This window comes from Sphaerotilus sulfidivorans, from assembly GCF_013426975.1.
GTDB classification, from domain to species: domain Bacteria; phylum Pseudomonadota; class Gammaproteobacteria; order Burkholderiales; family Burkholderiaceae_C; genus Sphaerotilus; species Sphaerotilus sulfidivorans.
The window spans coordinates 20,011-34,462 of sequence record NZ_JACCPY010000001.1; the positions used below are offsets into that span (position 1 = coordinate 20,011).

Below are 14,452 nucleotides of genomic sequence, written 5' to 3' on the forward strand. Positions count from 1 at the left end.
CCGATGCTCCTGTCGGTGGCTGTCAAACGGCTGTCCGTGACCCTAGGGGAAACGCCAAGCACCACGGCGGCTGCGCGCCCGTGCCGATGGCGCTAGGCTTCGCGCCCATGAAACTGCTGCTGGTGGAAGACAACCCGACGATCCAGACGACCCTGCGCCGCGCCTTCGAGCGCCGCGGCATGCAGGTGATCGGCTGCGAGGATGGCGCGCGCGCGCTCGACCGCTGGGAGGCCTCGATGCCCGATGTGGTGCTGCTCGACCTGAGCCTGCCGGGGCTGGACGGGCTGGAGGTGCTCTCTCGCGCCCGTGCCGCCGGGCTGCGCACGCCGGTAATGATCCTGACCGCGCGCGGCACGGTCGGCGACCGCATCCTGGGCCTGAACACCGGCGCCGACGACTATCTGGCCAAGCCCTTCGACCTGGACGAGCTGGAGGCGCGCATCCGCGCGCTGGCACGCCGGGCGGCGCCGACCCTGCCCGGCGCCAGCGCGCAGGCGCCCACCTTCTGCGGTCTGCGCATCGACGCCGAGAGCGGCGCGGTCTGCCATGACGACCGGCCGATGGACCTGACCGCGCGCGAGCTGGCACTGCTGCGCGCGCTGCTGGCGCGGCCCGGCCAGGCGGTGGCCAAGGAGCGGCTGTTCGAGCTGGTCTTTCCCGGCGAGCGCGAGGTGCAGACCGAGGCGATCGAGGTGGTGGTCTACCGGCTGCGCAAGAAGCTGGCGCAGACCGGCGTGCAGCTGGTGACGCTGCGCGGCCTGGGCTATCTGCTCAAGGCCGCGCCGGCACCGGCATGAGCGCGGCCACCCCGGGACCGCTGGCGCGGCTGCGCCAGCGCCTGGCCCACCGCATCGCGCACCTGTCGCTGCGCGCCGAGCTGCTGGCGGGCATCCTGCTGCCGGTCACGGTGCTGGTGGTGATCCACACCGTCAGCCTCTACCACGAGGCGAGCGAGGCCGCCGGCATCGCCTACGACCGCACGCTGCTGGCCTCGGCCAAGGCCATCGGCGAGCGGCTGGAGGTGCGCGCCGGCAGCGGCGGAGCGCAGGTCGCGGCCGACGTGCCCTACTCGGCGCTGGAGGCCTTCGAGGCGGACAACCGCAGCCGCATGTTCTTCCGCGTCAGCGGCTTTTCCGGCGAGATGGTCAGCGGCTTCGAGGACCTGCCGCGCTGGGACGGCCGCATCCCGCAGCGCAGCGTCTATGCCGCGCTGGTCGACTTCCAGGATGCCGAGTACCGTGGCATGCCGGTGCGCATGGCGGTGCTGCTGCAGCCGGTGGCGGGCCAGGCCGGCCAGGGCATGGCCACCATCCAGGTGGCCGAGACGCTGGAGCTGCGCCACACGCTGGCGCGGCAGATCCTGATCGGCACGCTGTGGCGCCAGGCGGCGCTGGTGGCGGTGATCGCGCTGGTGGTGGTCTGGGTGGTGCAGCACGCCACCCGGCCGGTGCGCCGGCTCAGCGAGGAGATCGCCCGCCGCGCCGAGGACGACCTGACCCCGCTGGCGACCGAGGAGGCACCGCGCGAGCTGCGCCCGCTGGTGGAGGCCACCAACGCGATGATGGACCGCAGCGCGCGGCTGCTCGAGCACCAGAAGCGCTTCGTGCGCGATGCCGCGCACCAGCTGCGCACGCCGCTGGCGGTGCTGAAGGTGCAGGTGCAGTCGGCCCGGCGCGGCGACACCGACAGCGCCACCGCGCTGGCCGAGATCGAGCACACCGTCGACCGCGCCACCGGCCTGGCCAACCAGATGCTCGCGCTGGCCAAGGTCGAGCAGCTGCGCCAGCAGGGCCAGCCGCCGCTGGCCGACTGGGAGGCGCTGGTGCGCGATGTCGCGCTGGATCTGGCCGCGCTGGCCGCCGAGCGCGATCTGGACTTCTCGGTCGAGACGGTGCCGGCCACGGTGCGCGGCCATGAGTGGGCGCTGCGCGAGCTGGCCCGCAACCTGCTGCACAACGCGATCAAGTGCTCGGCGCCGGGCGGCATGCTGGCGGTGACGATGCACCGCGACGGCCACCACGCCACGCTGACGATCGCCGACAGCGGCCCCGGCATCGCCGAGCCGCTGCGCGAGCGCCTGTTCAGGCCCTTCGCCGCCGGCCCCGAGCGCGGCGACCTGAGCGGCGGCTCCGGCCTGGGCCTGGCGATCTGCCGCGACATCGTCGACTCGCTCGGCGGCACGCTGGTGCTGGACAACCGCATCCGCCGCTCCCGCATCACCGGGCTGGATGCCACGGTGCGCCTGCCGCTGGCAGGGCCTGCCAACCCGGCCGGGCCCGGCGCGGTGCATCATTCAACCTCCTGAGTTCGATTTCCCGAGCCGTCTGCCCGACACGATGAGCCGATCCGCCCGATCTTCCTCCCCCGCACCTGCTGCCGGCAGCCCGGCCGGCCAGCGCCTCGACAAGTGGCTCTGGGCCGCCCGCTTCTTCAAGACCCGCTCGCTGGCGGCCGACGAGATCGAGCGCGGCCGGGTGCGCGTCAACGGCCAGGATGCCAAGCCCTCGCGCGAGGTGCGCGCCGGCGACCGCGTCTCGGTGCGCCAGGGCGACTGCCCGACGCCCCGCGAGGTCGAGGTGCTCGGCCTGTCGGCGGTGCGCGGCCCGGCGCCGCAGGCGCAGCGGCTCTACCGCGAGACGCCCGAGAGCGTGCTGGCCCAGGCCGAGTGGCGCGAACGGCGCCACTACGCCGCCGACCCGGCGCTGAGCATCCAGCAGGGTCGGCCGACCAAGGCCGACCGGCGTCAGCTCGCCGACTGGCAGCGCTGGAGCGTGTCGGTCGACGACCTCGCCTGAGCCTCCGGGCGCATGCCGGCCAGGCGGGCGGCGGTGTCCCCGGAGGTATCGTCCGGCGCCGGCTGTCCGGGCGAGCGCTCATGACGATCGTCCGTCGAAGGGTGCAGGCGCACCCGCCGGGCCTGCAGCAGGCCCTCGGCCGACAGCGTGCCCTCGATCTCGACCAGCCGGCCCTCGGCCGCCAGCGTCGCCAGCAGGTCGGCCGAGCCCCGCACCGGATCGCGCCAGTGGGTGGACTCGCTCCAGCTCACCACGATCTCGCGCACGCTGCCGTCCCCGGTCGTCTGCTGCAGCGTCAGCCGGCGCGCCTGCACATCGAAGGACAGGATGCGGCCCTGGCGGGTGATCTGCGCGGTGCCGTCTCGCGGCTCCTTCAGGCAGCGCACCCGATCAGCCACGATGCCGCGCGATCCAACGCTGCCGGTCACCTCGACATGCAGGCCGTCGACCAGCGTCGCGGTGGCCGCGGCGGCGATGCAGTCCCCCAGGTCCAGCACGGTGGCCGAGGTCAGCGTGACCCGGGTGTCGCGCACCCGGAAGCTGGCCGGACTGTCGGCGGTGGCGGCCGACCAGTCCGACAGCGTGCCCACCAGCAGCGCCGAGCCGGTGGTGGCGACCGCCTCGATCGAGACCGCCTGCCAGCGCAGCGCGTCGCTGCTGCGCAGCGCCACTACCCGGGCATGCAGCCCGTCGGCCGGCAGCAGCGTGGCCGGCTTCAGCACGGTGGCGGCGTCGACCTCCATCGTGATGCCGTCGATCGTCAGGCTGCGCCCGCTCCAGCCGGCGATCAGGCCGGCGCGCTCGATGCGCGATCCGGCCGCCACCAGCGTCGAAGCCGCATCGACCTGCACGCGCGAAGCCCGCAGCACCAGCGTCGCGGCATCGAAGTCGGCGGGGGGCGCATGCAGCGTCAGCATCTGGCCGGCCTGCGCCTGCTCGCCGGCCGGCAGCCAGACGGTGAGCGCGCCGATGCGGACCTGCTGGCGCGAGGTGCCGGCACGGTCGGCCAGGACTTCGCTCACCGGCGCGACCAGGCGCAGCGTGTCCGGCGAGGCCGGGGTGTCGATGCGGGTGGCCAGCAGCCGACGCGCGCCGCCCGGCGCGCCGGTCACGATCGCATGCAGCTCGACCGCCTCGCCCAGGGCGATGTCGGCCGCGCTGCGCCAGCGCTCGCCCAACACGGTGATCGGGCCGCGGGTCGGATCGGCATTGATCACCACCGTCTGGCCAAGCACGCCCAGCGTGTCGGCTGTGCGCTCGCTCACCCGGCCGACCAGCGAGGGTCGCACCTCGATGCGGCCCAGCACCTCGGTGCCGGCGGCGTCGGTCGAATACTCCAGCACCACCCGCTGGCCGAGCCGGATCTCGGCGCTGTCGCGCCCGCCGTCGGCGCGCTCGCGCTCGACCCGCGCGGCGCTGTCATCCCTGCGCACCCCGTCGACGACGACGCTGCCGAAGCCCGACACCGTGCCCACGCTCTGCGACAGCGGCACCGGGCTGCCGGTGCCGTTGCTGCCGACGCCGCTGCCGCCGCAGCCGCCCAGCAGGCCACCGCCCAGTCCGATCAGACCCAGACCGGCCGCCCGGCCGAACAGCCGCCGGCGTTCGGGCTGGAATTCAGCGGCGCGGTCGCGCTCGACCCGCGTCGTTGTCGTCATCGGCATCCTCCATGTCGGTGAAGTAGTAGACCCCGAAGCGCATGCGCGCAACCGGCGCGGCTTCTGCGGACGCTGCGGCGTCGCGGTCACGGTCGAGCCGCTGCTCGGCCTCGTGCACCATGCGCTCGAGCGCCTCGGCCCAGATCGCGCGGGCCAGCACGCCCAGCTCGGCGCCAGCCTGCGGCGACAGGCCCTCGGCGAAGACGCTCTGCTCGAGCAGGCGCTGTCCCGGCCGATCGCAGCCCAGGTTGTGCACCGCCGCGGCCAGATGGTCGGCGACATTGACCGCCATCGCCTGCGCGGCCGCCGGGTCGCGGCCCGGCAGCACGAAGCGATCGCTCAGGCGCAGCACCTCCTCGCCCTCGGCCCGCACCAGGCCCAGGCGCTGCAGCTCCTCGAGCAGGGTGCGCGGATGCACGTCGCTGCAGACCTCGCGCGCGAGCGACTCGAAGCTGGGCGCCCGCCCCTGGCGCGGCAGGCGGGTCCGGGCCCGGCCCTCGGCATCGCGGCAGGACAGATCGGTGATCCAGCGGGTGAACAGCATCGCCGCGGGGGTAGGCGCCAGCGCCGGCCGGCCCGGCAGCTCGGTCGGCATCTGGCGCACATCCTTGCGGTGCACGCCCGTCAGCACGCTCAGCGCCGAATCGGTGACCCGCTGGCCGCGGCGCTCCAGCTCGCGGCGACCCTCGTCGAGATAGACCTGCTTGAGCGTGCGCGTGAGCGCGCCCAGCGGCACGCCATGCCCGAGCAGCCAGCGCACCATCGGCGCGAGCATGACCGCCGCATCGGCCAGCACGGCGGCGGCCGGGTCGTCGACGGCATCGGAGTCGGGGTCGGGGGAAGAAAGACTCATGATCAGCGTGACAGTTTGCATGAAACCGCGACGCACCCGTGACCGTGCCGCCCGGTGACGCCCTGTCGTGCCGATGCAGCAGCCTCTTGAAGCCCCTGGAGCCGACCCCATGTCGCACCGGGATGCCGCTCCAGCGGCCAAGGAAGAGACCATGTCCGACACCCAGAACACCCCGCCCTTTCCCGACACCGAACCGGCCTCGATGAACGGCGCAGCCGCCCAGGCCGACACCAGCGAGGCCCTGGCCCGCGTGGCCGAGCTCGAGGCGAAGAATGTCGAGCTGGCCGACGCCTATCTGCGCGCCAAGGCCGAGATGGAGAACATCCGCCGCCGCGCCGACGAGGAAGTCGCCAAGTCGCGCAAGTTCGCGGTCGAGTCCTTCGCCGAGAGCCTGCTGCCGGTCTGCGACAGCCTGCATGCGGCCATCGCCGCGCAGAGCGCCGGCCAGGGCACGCCCGAGCAGCTGCTCGAGGGCGTGCAGGCCACGCTGCGCCAGCTCTCGCAGGCGCTCGAGCGCAACAAGGTGGTCGAGGTCAATCCGCCGGCCGGCACGAAGTTCGATCCGCACCAGCATCAGGCCATCAGCATGGTGCCGGCCGATCAGGATCCCAACACCGTGGTGAGCGTGCTGCAGAAGGGCTACCTGATCGCCGAGCGCGTGCTGCGCCCGGCGCTGGTGATGGTGGCCGCGCCGAAGTGACGCCGCCGCCCGGTCACCCCTGAAAAGACCCTTCCGCACACACAGAAAAGCGCGCGACCGGCAAGCAGGGCTCTTGAAACCCGCCGGTCCATCCGCAGATCAGCAGCAACCAGACAATTTCCCCGGAGTCAGCAACACCATGGGCAAGATCATCGGCATCGACCTCGGCACCACCAACTCGTGCGTGGCCATCATGGAAGGCAACACCACGAAGGTGATCGAGAACTCGGAAGGCGCGCGCACCACGCCCTCCATCATCGCCTACCAGGAAGACGGCGAGATCCTCGTCGGCGCCTCGGCCAAGCGCCAGGCGGTCACCAACCCGAAGAACACGCTGTACGCGGTCAAGCGCCTGATCGGTCGCAAGTTCACCGAGAAGGAAGTCCAGAAGGACATCGACCTGATGCCCTACACCATCACGGCCGCCGACAACGGCGACGCGTGGGTGTCGGTGCGCGGCAACAAGCTCGCGCCCCCGCAGGTCTCGGCCGAAGTGCTGCGCAAGATGAAGAAGACCGCCGAGGACTACCTCGGCGAGCCGGTGACCGAAGCGGTCATCACCGTGCCGGCCTACTTCAACGACGCGCAGCGCCAGGCGACCAAGGACGCCGGCCGCATCGCCGGCCTGGATGTCAAGCGCATCATCAACGAGCCCACCGCCGCAGCGCTGGCCTTCGGCCTGGACAAGGGCGGCAAGGGCGACCGCAAGATCGCCGTCTATGACCTGGGCGGCGGCACCTTCGACGTCTCGATCATCGAGATCGCCGACGTCGACGGCGAGATGCAGTTCGAGGTGCTGTCGACCAACGGCGACACCTTCCTGGGCGGCGAGGACTTCGACCAGCGCATCATCGACTACATCATCGGCGAGTTCCGCAAGGAACAGGGCGTCGACCTGACCAAGGACGTGCTGGCCCTGCAGCGCCTGAAGGAAGCCGCCGAGAAGGCCAAGATCGAGCTGTCGTCGTCGACCGCCACCGACGTCAACCTGCCCTACATCACCGCCGACGCCACCGGCCCGAAGCACCTGAACATCAAGCTGACCCGCGCCAAGCTGGAGTCGCTGGTGGAGGAGCTGATCGAGCGCACCATCGCGCCGTGCCGCACCGCGATCAAGGACGCGGGCGTCTCGGTCGGCTCGATCGACGACGTCATCCTGGTCGGCGGCATGAGCCGCATGCCCAAGGTGCAGGAGAAGGTCAAGGAGTTCTTCGGCAAGGAGCCGCGCAAGGACGTCAACCCGGATGAGGCGGTGGCCGTCGGCGCCGCGATCCAGGGCCAGGTCCTGGGCGGCGAGCGCACCGACGTGCTGCTGCTCGACGTCACCCCGCTGTCCCTGGGCATCGAGACCCTGGGCGGCGTGATGACGAAGATGATCAAGAAGAACACCACCATCCCGACCAAGTTCGCGCAGACCTTCTCGACCGCCGACGACAACCAGCCGGCGGTGACGATCAAGGTCTTCCAGGGCGAGCGCGAGATGGCCGGCGGCAACAAGCTGCTGGGCGAGTTCAATCTGGAAGGCATCCCGCCGTCGCCGCGCGGCGTGCCGCAGATCGAGGTCTCCTTCGACATCGATGCCAACGGCATCCTGCATGTCGGCGCCAAGGACAAGGGCACCGGCAAGGAGAACAAGATCACCATCAAGGCGAACTCGGGCCTGTCGGAGGACGAGATCCAGAAGATGGTGCGCGATGCCGAGGTCAACGCCGCCGAGGACAAGAAGAAGCTCGAGCTGATCCAGGCCCGCAACCAGGGTGACGCGATGGTGCACTCGGTGCGCAAGTCGCTGACCGAGTACGGCGACAAGATCGAGGCGGCCGAGAAGACCGCGATCGAGGCCGCGATCAAGGAGGTCGAGGAAGCGATCAAGGGCGACGACAAGGACGCCATCGAGGCCCGGACCAACGCGCTGATGACCGTGAGCCAGAAGCTCGGCGAGAAGATGTACGCCGACATGCAGGCCCAGCAGGCCGCCGCGGGCGCAGCTGCCGGTGCAGCCGGCGCCGGTGCGGCCGGTGCCGGCGAGGCCCCGAAGAACGACCCGAAGGATGCGGACGTCGTCGACGCCGAGTTCAAGGAAGTCAAGAAGTGATGGCGCCGGACGCGCGCCGCGGCGGGGCCTGAACCCGGCTGCGCCCGCGTCCGCCGTGCCTGTCGCCGCGCTCGAGTCGCCGGCCCTTCGCGGGCCGGTGCCGCTCGGCGCGGCGTTCCTGTTTCACCGCTGTCGCAATCCGGACCACTTCCATGGCAAAGCGTGACTACTACGAAGTCCTTGGCCTCGCCAAGGGCGCGAGCGAAGACGACATCAAGAAGGCCTATCGCAAGCTGGCGATGAAATACCACCCTGACCGCAACCAGGGTGAAGGCGCGAAGGTGGCCGAGGAGAAATTCAAGGAGGTCAAGGAGGCCTACGAGATGCTCTCCGACCCGCAGAAGCGCCAGGCCTACGACCAGTTCGGCCACGCCGGCGTCGACCCGAACGCGGGCGGCTTCCGTCCGGGCGGCCCGGAGGGCTTCGGCAACGGCGGCTTCGCCGAGGCCTTCGGCGACATCTTCGGCGATATCTTCGGCCAGGGCGGCGGTGGTCGCCGAGGCGGTGGCCAGCAGGTCTACCGGGGCGCGGACCTGTCCTACGCGATGGAGATCACGCTCGAGGAGGCGGCCCTGGGCAAGGAGGCGCAGATCCGCATCCCGTCCTGGGAGGACTGCGACACCTGCCACGGCAGCGGCGCCAAGCCCGGCACCAGCGCCAAGACCTGCACCACCTGCCATGGCTCGGGCACGGTGCATCTGCGCCAGGGTTTCTTCAGCATCCAGCAGACCTGCCCGCACTGCCACGGCAGCGGCAAGATCATTCCCGAGCCCTGCACCACCTGCGGCGGCAAGGGCCGGATCCAGAAGCACAAGACGCTCGAGGTCAAGATCCCGGCCGGCATCAACGAAGGCCAGCGCATCGCGCTGCGCGGCCACGGCGAGCCCGGCACGCATGGCGGCCCGGCCGGCGATCTGTATGTCGAGATCCGCATCAAGCAGCACGACATCTTCGAGCGCGACGGCGACGACCTGCACTGCACCGTGCCGGTCAGCATCATCACCGCGTCGCTCGGCGGCACGGTCGCGGTGCCGACGCTCGGCGGCGAGGCCGAGATCGAGCTGCCCGAGGGCACCCAGCACGGCAAGACCTTCCGGCTGCGCGGCAAGGGCGTCAAGGGCATCCGCTCGAACTATCCCGGCGACCTGTACTGCCACATCCAGGTCGAGATTCCGGTCAAGCTCACCGAGCACCAGCGCAAGCTGCTCAAGGATCTCGACGAATCGCTGAAGAAGGGCGGCGACAAGCACTCGCCGAACGCCAAGAGCTGGACGGATCGGGTCAAGGACCTGTTCAAGTAAGCATCGCCGCAGGCCGATCGGCGATCATCCCCAGGCGTGCCACGATCTGGCACGCCTTTTTTCATGGCTGACGACGACGTGATGCCAATCCTGGAAGGATGTTCCGATGCCCTGCGTGCCCGTGCCCCCCGTTCCCCAGATGCCGGCCCTGCCCGCGCTGCCCGCCGCCGCCACCGGCGACCTGATCCGTCAGATGACCGAGATGACCTTCTCGGTGCCCTTCGTCGTCAACCATCGGCTGACGCGCATGGCACTGGCCGGCCCGAACCCGTCGGCGCGCGACCGCCAGGAATTCATGACGATGGGGCTGGAGAAGGTCACCGCCTTCCAGCAGTCCTGGCTGGCGATGATGTGGACCGGTGCCGGCGTCTCGCAGGACCTGATGGCCGCCAGCCTGCGCTGGTGGATGATGCCGTGGTCCGCAGCGCCGGCCAGCAAGGCGATGGAGGTGATGCACCATGCGCCGATGAAGGTCGCCAGCGCCGGGCTGAAGCCGGTCAGCCGGCGTGCCGGCGCCAACGCGCGCCGGCTCTCGCGCAGCGCCCCCAAGCCCTGATCAGTCCCGCGCCGGCTCGCCCAGCCAGTCGGCGAGCACCGCCGCGCCGTCCTGCCCGAGCACCGGCGGCGCGCTGCGGTAGACCGGCGGCGTGGCCGACAGCCGGATCGGGCTGGCCACGCCCGGCACGCTGCCCGCCACCGGGTGCGGCAGATCGACCCGCAGCCCGCGGGCGACGACCTGCGGATCGGCGAACACCTCGTCGAGCCGGTTGACCGGCCCGCAGGGCACCGCCTTCGACTCCAGCGCCGCGATCCATTCGCGCGTCGTGCGCATCACGGTCGCCTGGCGCAACAGCGGGATCAGCACCGCGCGGTGCGCCACCCGCGCCGCGTTGGTGGCGAAGCGGGTGTCGCTGGCCCACTCGGCATGGCCGGCAACGTCGCAGAAGCGCGCGAACTGGCCGTCGTTGCCGATCGCCAGGATCATGTCGCCGTCCGCAGTCGGGAAGTCCTGGTAGGGCACGATGTTGGGGTGCGCATTGCCCATGCGCTTCGGGACCGTGCCGCCGATCAGCCAGTTGGCGGTCTGGTTGGCCAGCGCGGCCACCTGCACGTCGAGCAGCGCCAGGTCGATGTGCTGGCCCTCGCCGGTGCGGTCGCGGTGGCGCAGCGCGGCCAGGATGCCGACCGCCGCATGCAGCCCGGTCATCACGTCGGTCAGCGCCACGCCGACCTTCTGCGGCCCGGCGCCCTCCTCCGCGTCGCCGCGGCCGGTCACGCTCATCAGCCCGCCCATGCCCTGGATCAGGAAGTCGTAGCCGGCGCGCGGCGCATAGGGCCCGGTCTGGCCGAAGCCGGTGATCGAGCAGTAGACCAGCCGCGGGTTCAGCGCATGCAGGCTGGCGAAGTCCAGGCCGTAGGCCTTCAGGCCACCGACCTTGAAGTTCTCGACCAGCACGTCGGCCTCGCCGGCCAGCCGGCGCACCAGCGCCTGACCCTCGATTGTCGCGATGTCGATCGCGATCGAGCGCTTGTTGCGGTTGGCGCAGCAGAAATAGGCGGCGTCCGGGGTGTCGCGGCCCTGCGCGTCCTTCAGCCACGGCGGTCCCCAGGCGCGGGTGTCGTCGCCGGCGCCGGGACGCTCGACCTTGACGACATCGGCGCCGAGATCGGCCAGCGTCTGCGTCGCCCACGGCCCGGCCAGCACGCGCGACAGATCGAGCACCTTCAGGCCATCAAGCGCGGTGGCCATGCTCAGAACGCCGCGATGCCGGTGATCGCGCGACCGAGAATCAGCGCGTGGATGTCGTGCGTGCCCTCGTAGGTGTTGACCACCTCCAGATTGACCAGGTGGCGCGCCACGCCGAACTCGTCCGAGATGCCGTTGCCGCCGAGCATGTCGCGCGCGGTTCGAGCGATGTCGAGCGCCTTGCCGCAGGAATTGCGCTTCATGATCGAGGTGATCTCGACCGAGGCGGTCCCGTCGTCCTTCATCCGGCCCAGGCGCAGGCAGCCCTGCAGGCCCAGGGCGATATCGGTCAGCATGTCGGCCAATTTTTTTTGCACCAGCTGGTTGGCCGCCAGCGGACGGCCGAACTGCTTGCGGTCGAGCGTGTACTGGCGCGCGGTCTCCAGGCAGAACTCGGCCGCGCCGAGCGCGCCCCAGGCGATGCCGTAGCGGGCGCTGTTCAGGCAGGTGAACGGGCCCTTCAGGCCACGCACCTCGGGGAAGGCGTTCTCCTCCGGGCAGAAGACCTCGTCCATGACGATCTCGCCGGTGATCGAGGCGCGCAGGCCGACCTTGCCGTGGATCGCCGGGGCGGAGAGGCCCTTCCAGCCCTTCTCCAGCACGAAGCCGCGGATCTGGCCCTCGTCGTCCTTGGCCCAGACGACGAACACGTCGGCGACGGGTGAGTTGGTGATCCACATCTTCGCGCCGCTCAGGCTGTAGCCGCCGTCGACCTTGCGGGCGCGCGTCACCATGCTGCCGGGGTCGCTGCCGTGGTTCGGTTCGGTCAGGCCGAAGCAGCCGATCCACTCGCCGGTGGCGAGCTTCGGCAGGTACTTCTGCTTCGTGGCCTCGTTGCCGAATTCAAAGATCGGCACCATCACCAGCGAGGACTGCACGCTCATCATCGAGCGGTAGCCCGAGTCGACGCGCTCGACCTCGCGGGCGATCAGGCCGTAGCTGACGTAGTTCAGGCCGGCGCCGCCGTAGGGCTCGGGGATCGTGGGCCCGAGCAGGCCCAGCTCGCCCATCTCGCGGAAGATGGCCGCGTCGGTGCGCTCGTGACGGAAGGCCTCGGTGACGCGCGGCATCAGCCGGTCCTGGCAGTAGGCGCGTGCGGCGTCGCGCACCGCGCGCTCGTCGTCGAGCAGCTGGCTGTCGAGCAGCAGCGGGTCGTTCCACTGGAAGGAAGCGCGGGACGTGCGGGGGGTGCTGGCCATGACGGGTACTCCTCGAAGGTTCTGAAGTTCGATGGATGCAATCCTAGGGAGCCCGGCCTGCAGGCACAACCGAATAATATGCATCGATCTGTTCCATGAACGCACTCCGAGATCGTCCCCGATGAGCGAACTCTCCCGCCGCCGCCTGCCCGGCACGACCGCGCTGGCCGTCTTCGAGGCCGCCGCGCGCCACGAGAGCTTCACCCGCGCCGCCGAGGAGCTGGCGATGACGCAGAGCGCGGTCTGCCGCCAGGTCGCGGGGCTGGAGGCGCTGCTGGACGTCAAGCTGTTTCGCCGCACCCGCCGCGGCGTGCGCCTGACCGAGGCCGGCAGCGGCTACGCGCTGCGGGTGGCCGACTGGCTCGACACACTGGAGCGCGACACCCGCGAGCTGATGGCCGGCGCCGGGCGGGTGCCGGTGATCGAGCTGGCGGTGGTGCCCACCTTCGCCACCTGCTGGCTGCTGCCGCGGCTGCCGGCCTTCCGGCCTGGGCGGGTGCAGGTCAACCTGCACAGCCGCACCCGCCCCTTCCTGTTCGACGAGACCCGGCTGGACGCGGCCATTCACGCCGGCGACGGCCACTGGCCGGGCTGCACCAGCCGGCCGATCCTGTCGGAGCGGCTGATCCCGGTGGCCAGCGCCGGCCTGCTGACCGCGCACGGCCTGGCGCCGGACGGCGCGCCGCTGCCGGCCGAGGCGCTGGCGCGGCTGCCGCGCCTGCAGCAGACCACCCGGCCGCTGGCCTGGCGGCGCTGGTTCGCCGCCGCCGGCCTGCGGGTGGCCGACGACCAGAGCGGGCCCGCCTACGAGCAGTTCTCGATGAGCGTGCAGGCCGCCGCGCTCGGCCTGGGCGTGGCGCTGGTGCCGGACTTCGCCGCGGCCGCCGCGCTGGCCGACGGCCGCCTGCGCGGCGTGGCCGCCGCGCTCGACAGCGAGCTGGCCTACCACTATGTCGTGCCCGAATCCCATGCCGACGACGCGCTGCTGCGCGAGTTCGGCGACTGGCTGGCAGCGCAGGCGGAGACACATCGTGAAACTTTTCATGCCGCCCGCTCGACGGATCTGAAAGAATGACACGGCACCTCCCACCGCCCCCCCGGACCGATCCCCTGACCGATCCCAGACCGATGCCCACCGAAGATGCTTCACCCCATGCGACTGATCCTCTGGCTGGGCCTGGTCATGACGGTCACGGTCGCGGTGATCGTGTCGATCGGCCGCAGCCCGGCGCTTGACGGCCCGCAGAGCCCGGGCCCGGACCGTCCGCTGCGGGTCGGCTACGCGATCGAGGCGCCCTATGCCTTCCGCGATCCGGGCGGTGGCCTGCAGGGCGAGGCCGTCGACATGATGCGCGCTGCGCTGCGCCGCATCGGCCGGCCGGAGCCGGTCTGGATCCATGCCGAGTTCGGCGCGCTGATGCACGAGCTGGACATGGGCCGCATCGACGCCATCGCCTCCGGCCTGTTCATCACGCCGGAGCGGGCGGCCCGGCTGGCCTTCTCCCGCCCCACCGCCGCAGTGCAGCCAGGACTGCTGGTGGCAGCCGGCAACCCGCTCGGGCTGCACAGTCTGGCCGATGTGGTCGGCGATGCGCGGACACGGCTGTGCGTGCTGGAGCAGTCGGTCGAACAGGACATGGCCCGACGCGCCGGCCTGCCGGATTCACGGCTGCGCACCCGCACCAGCGCGGCCGGCTGCCTGACCGAGCTGCAGCAGGGTGCGGTCCAGGCGATGATGCTGTCGGTGCCCTCGCTGCGCTGGATGGTGCGGCAGCTGGAGCAGCAGGCACGCAGCATCTCCCAGGCACGGGCGCAGCCTCTGCCCGAGCTGGCCCAGCCCTTCTGGGTCTCGTCCGGTCCCGACGGCGCCGCGATCGGCTATCCGGCGCTGGCCTTCCGTCGCGGCGACCGGCTGCGCGACGAGATCGACGCGGCGCTGGCCGCCTACATCGGCAGCCCGGAGCATCTGCAGCGGGTCAGCGTCTACGGCTTCGACGAAGGCCTGATCGCGCCGGTGCGCGGCGAACCGCTGGCAGGCCTGCGCGGCACGGCAACGCGATGAACCGGTCTGTGCCACGGTCCTCGCCGACTTCGCTGCCCTCGC

Annotated in this window: 13 protein-coding genes; 9 read left to right on the forward strand and 4 right to left on the reverse strand. The window is 71.2% G+C overall.

The features are described from left to right. Window positions 1–107 precede the first annotated feature (107 nt). Genes HZU84_RS00065 through HZU84_RS00075 form a run of 3 tightly spaced genes read left to right on the forward strand, consistent with a single transcriptional unit; the run spans window position 108 to window position 2,795 of the window. Window positions 108–797 (forward strand): response regulator transcription factor, encoded by a 690-nt coding sequence (locus tag HZU84_RS00065; RefSeq protein ID WP_149502975.1) that lies wholly within the window; start codon window positions 108–110, stop codon window positions 795–797. Next, the gene (locus tag HZU84_RS00070; protein WP_149502974.1) at window positions 794–2,305 is read left to right on the forward strand and encodes a sensor histidine kinase; all 1,512 of its coding nucleotides are present in this window, start codon (window positions 794–796) and stop codon (window positions 2,303–2,305) included. The genes HZU84_RS00065 and HZU84_RS00070 overlap by 4 nt, the downstream gene beginning before the upstream one ends. 31 nt (window positions 2,306–2,336) lie before the next feature. After that, window positions 2,337–2,795, forward strand: coding sequence for an RNA-binding S4 domain-containing protein (locus HZU84_RS00075; RefSeq protein WP_149502973.1), 459 nt, complete (start codon window positions 2,337–2,339; stop codon window positions 2,793–2,795). On the opposite strand, the gene HZU84_RS00080 is transcribed toward HZU84_RS00075, so the two are convergent. Together HZU84_RS00080 and HZU84_RS00085 are read right to left on the reverse strand one after the other, a co-directional pair. Then, a complete protein-coding gene (locus HZU84_RS00080; protein WP_149502972.1) occupies window positions 2,744–4,453 on the reverse strand; it encodes a DUF5666 domain-containing protein in 1,710 nt (569 codons plus the stop codon). The genes HZU84_RS00075 and HZU84_RS00080 overlap by 52 nt on opposite strands. Beyond that, complete coding sequence (locus HZU84_RS00085) at window positions 4,413–5,306, reverse strand: DUF6502 family protein (RefSeq protein WP_149502971.1); 894 nt, start codon at window positions 5,304–5,306, stop codon at window positions 4,413–4,415. Before HZU84_RS00085 ends, HZU84_RS00080 begins: the two co-directional genes overlap by 41 nt. A gap of 151 nt (window positions 5,307–5,457) precedes the next feature. Between HZU84_RS00085 and grpE the strand changes: the two genes are divergently transcribed. The 4 genes from grpE to HZU84_RS00105 all read left to right on the forward strand — a co-directional run bounded on the left by grpE (window position 5,458) and on the right by HZU84_RS00105 (window position 9,958). After that, window positions 5,458–6,006 (forward strand): nucleotide exchange factor GrpE, encoded by a 549-nt coding sequence (gene grpE, locus HZU84_RS00090; protein WP_149502970.1) that lies wholly within the window; start codon window positions 5,458–5,460, stop codon window positions 6,004–6,006. 139 nt (window positions 6,007–6,145) lie between these two features. Next, window positions 6,146–8,101 carry a molecular chaperone DnaK gene (dnaK, locus tag HZU84_RS00095; RefSeq protein WP_149502969.1) on the forward strand — a complete coding sequence of 652 codons (1,956 nt, stop codon included), beginning with the start codon at window positions 6,146–6,148 and terminating at the stop codon, window positions 8,099–8,101. A 152-nt stretch (window positions 8,102–8,253) separates the two neighbouring features. Beyond that, window positions 8,254–9,402: a molecular chaperone DnaJ gene (gene dnaJ / locus HZU84_RS00100; protein WP_149502968.1), complete on the forward strand. Its 1,149-nt coding sequence runs from the start codon at window positions 8,254–8,256 to the stop codon at window positions 9,400–9,402. A gap of 106 nt (window positions 9,403–9,508) precedes the next feature. Beyond that, window positions 9,509–9,958, forward strand: coding sequence for a polyhydroxyalkanoate granule-associated phasin (locus HZU84_RS00105; RefSeq protein ID WP_244954433.1), 450 nt, complete (start codon window positions 9,509–9,511; stop codon window positions 9,956–9,958). Here HZU84_RS00105 and HZU84_RS00110 read toward each other — a convergent pair whose 3' ends face one another. Next, a complete protein-coding gene (locus HZU84_RS00110; RefSeq protein WP_149502967.1) occupies window positions 9,959–11,152 on the reverse strand; it encodes a CaiB/BaiF CoA transferase family protein in 1,194 nt (397 codons plus the stop codon). A gap of 2 nt (window positions 11,153–11,154) precedes the next feature. Then, window positions 11,155–12,348 carry an acyl-CoA dehydrogenase gene (locus HZU84_RS00115; protein WP_149502966.1) on the reverse strand — a complete coding sequence of 398 codons (1,194 nt, stop codon included), beginning with the start codon at window positions 12,346–12,348 and terminating at the stop codon, window positions 11,155–11,157. Window positions 12,349–12,469: 121 nt separating this feature from the next. On the opposite strand from HZU84_RS00115, the gene HZU84_RS00120 reads away from it, so the two are divergent. Together HZU84_RS00120 and HZU84_RS00125 are read left to right on the forward strand one after the other, a co-directional pair. Next, on the forward strand, window positions 12,470–13,423 hold the full coding sequence (locus HZU84_RS00120) for a LysR substrate-binding domain-containing protein (protein ID WP_149502965.1): 954 nt from the start codon (window positions 12,470–12,472) through the stop codon (window positions 13,421–13,423). Between the two features lie 78 nt (window positions 13,424–13,501). Next, window positions 13,502–14,410: a transporter substrate-binding domain-containing protein gene (locus tag HZU84_RS00125; protein ID WP_180692718.1), complete on the forward strand. Its 909-nt coding sequence runs from the start codon at window positions 13,502–13,504 to the stop codon at window positions 14,408–14,410. The last annotated feature ends 42 nt before the right edge of the window (window positions 14,411–14,452 follow it).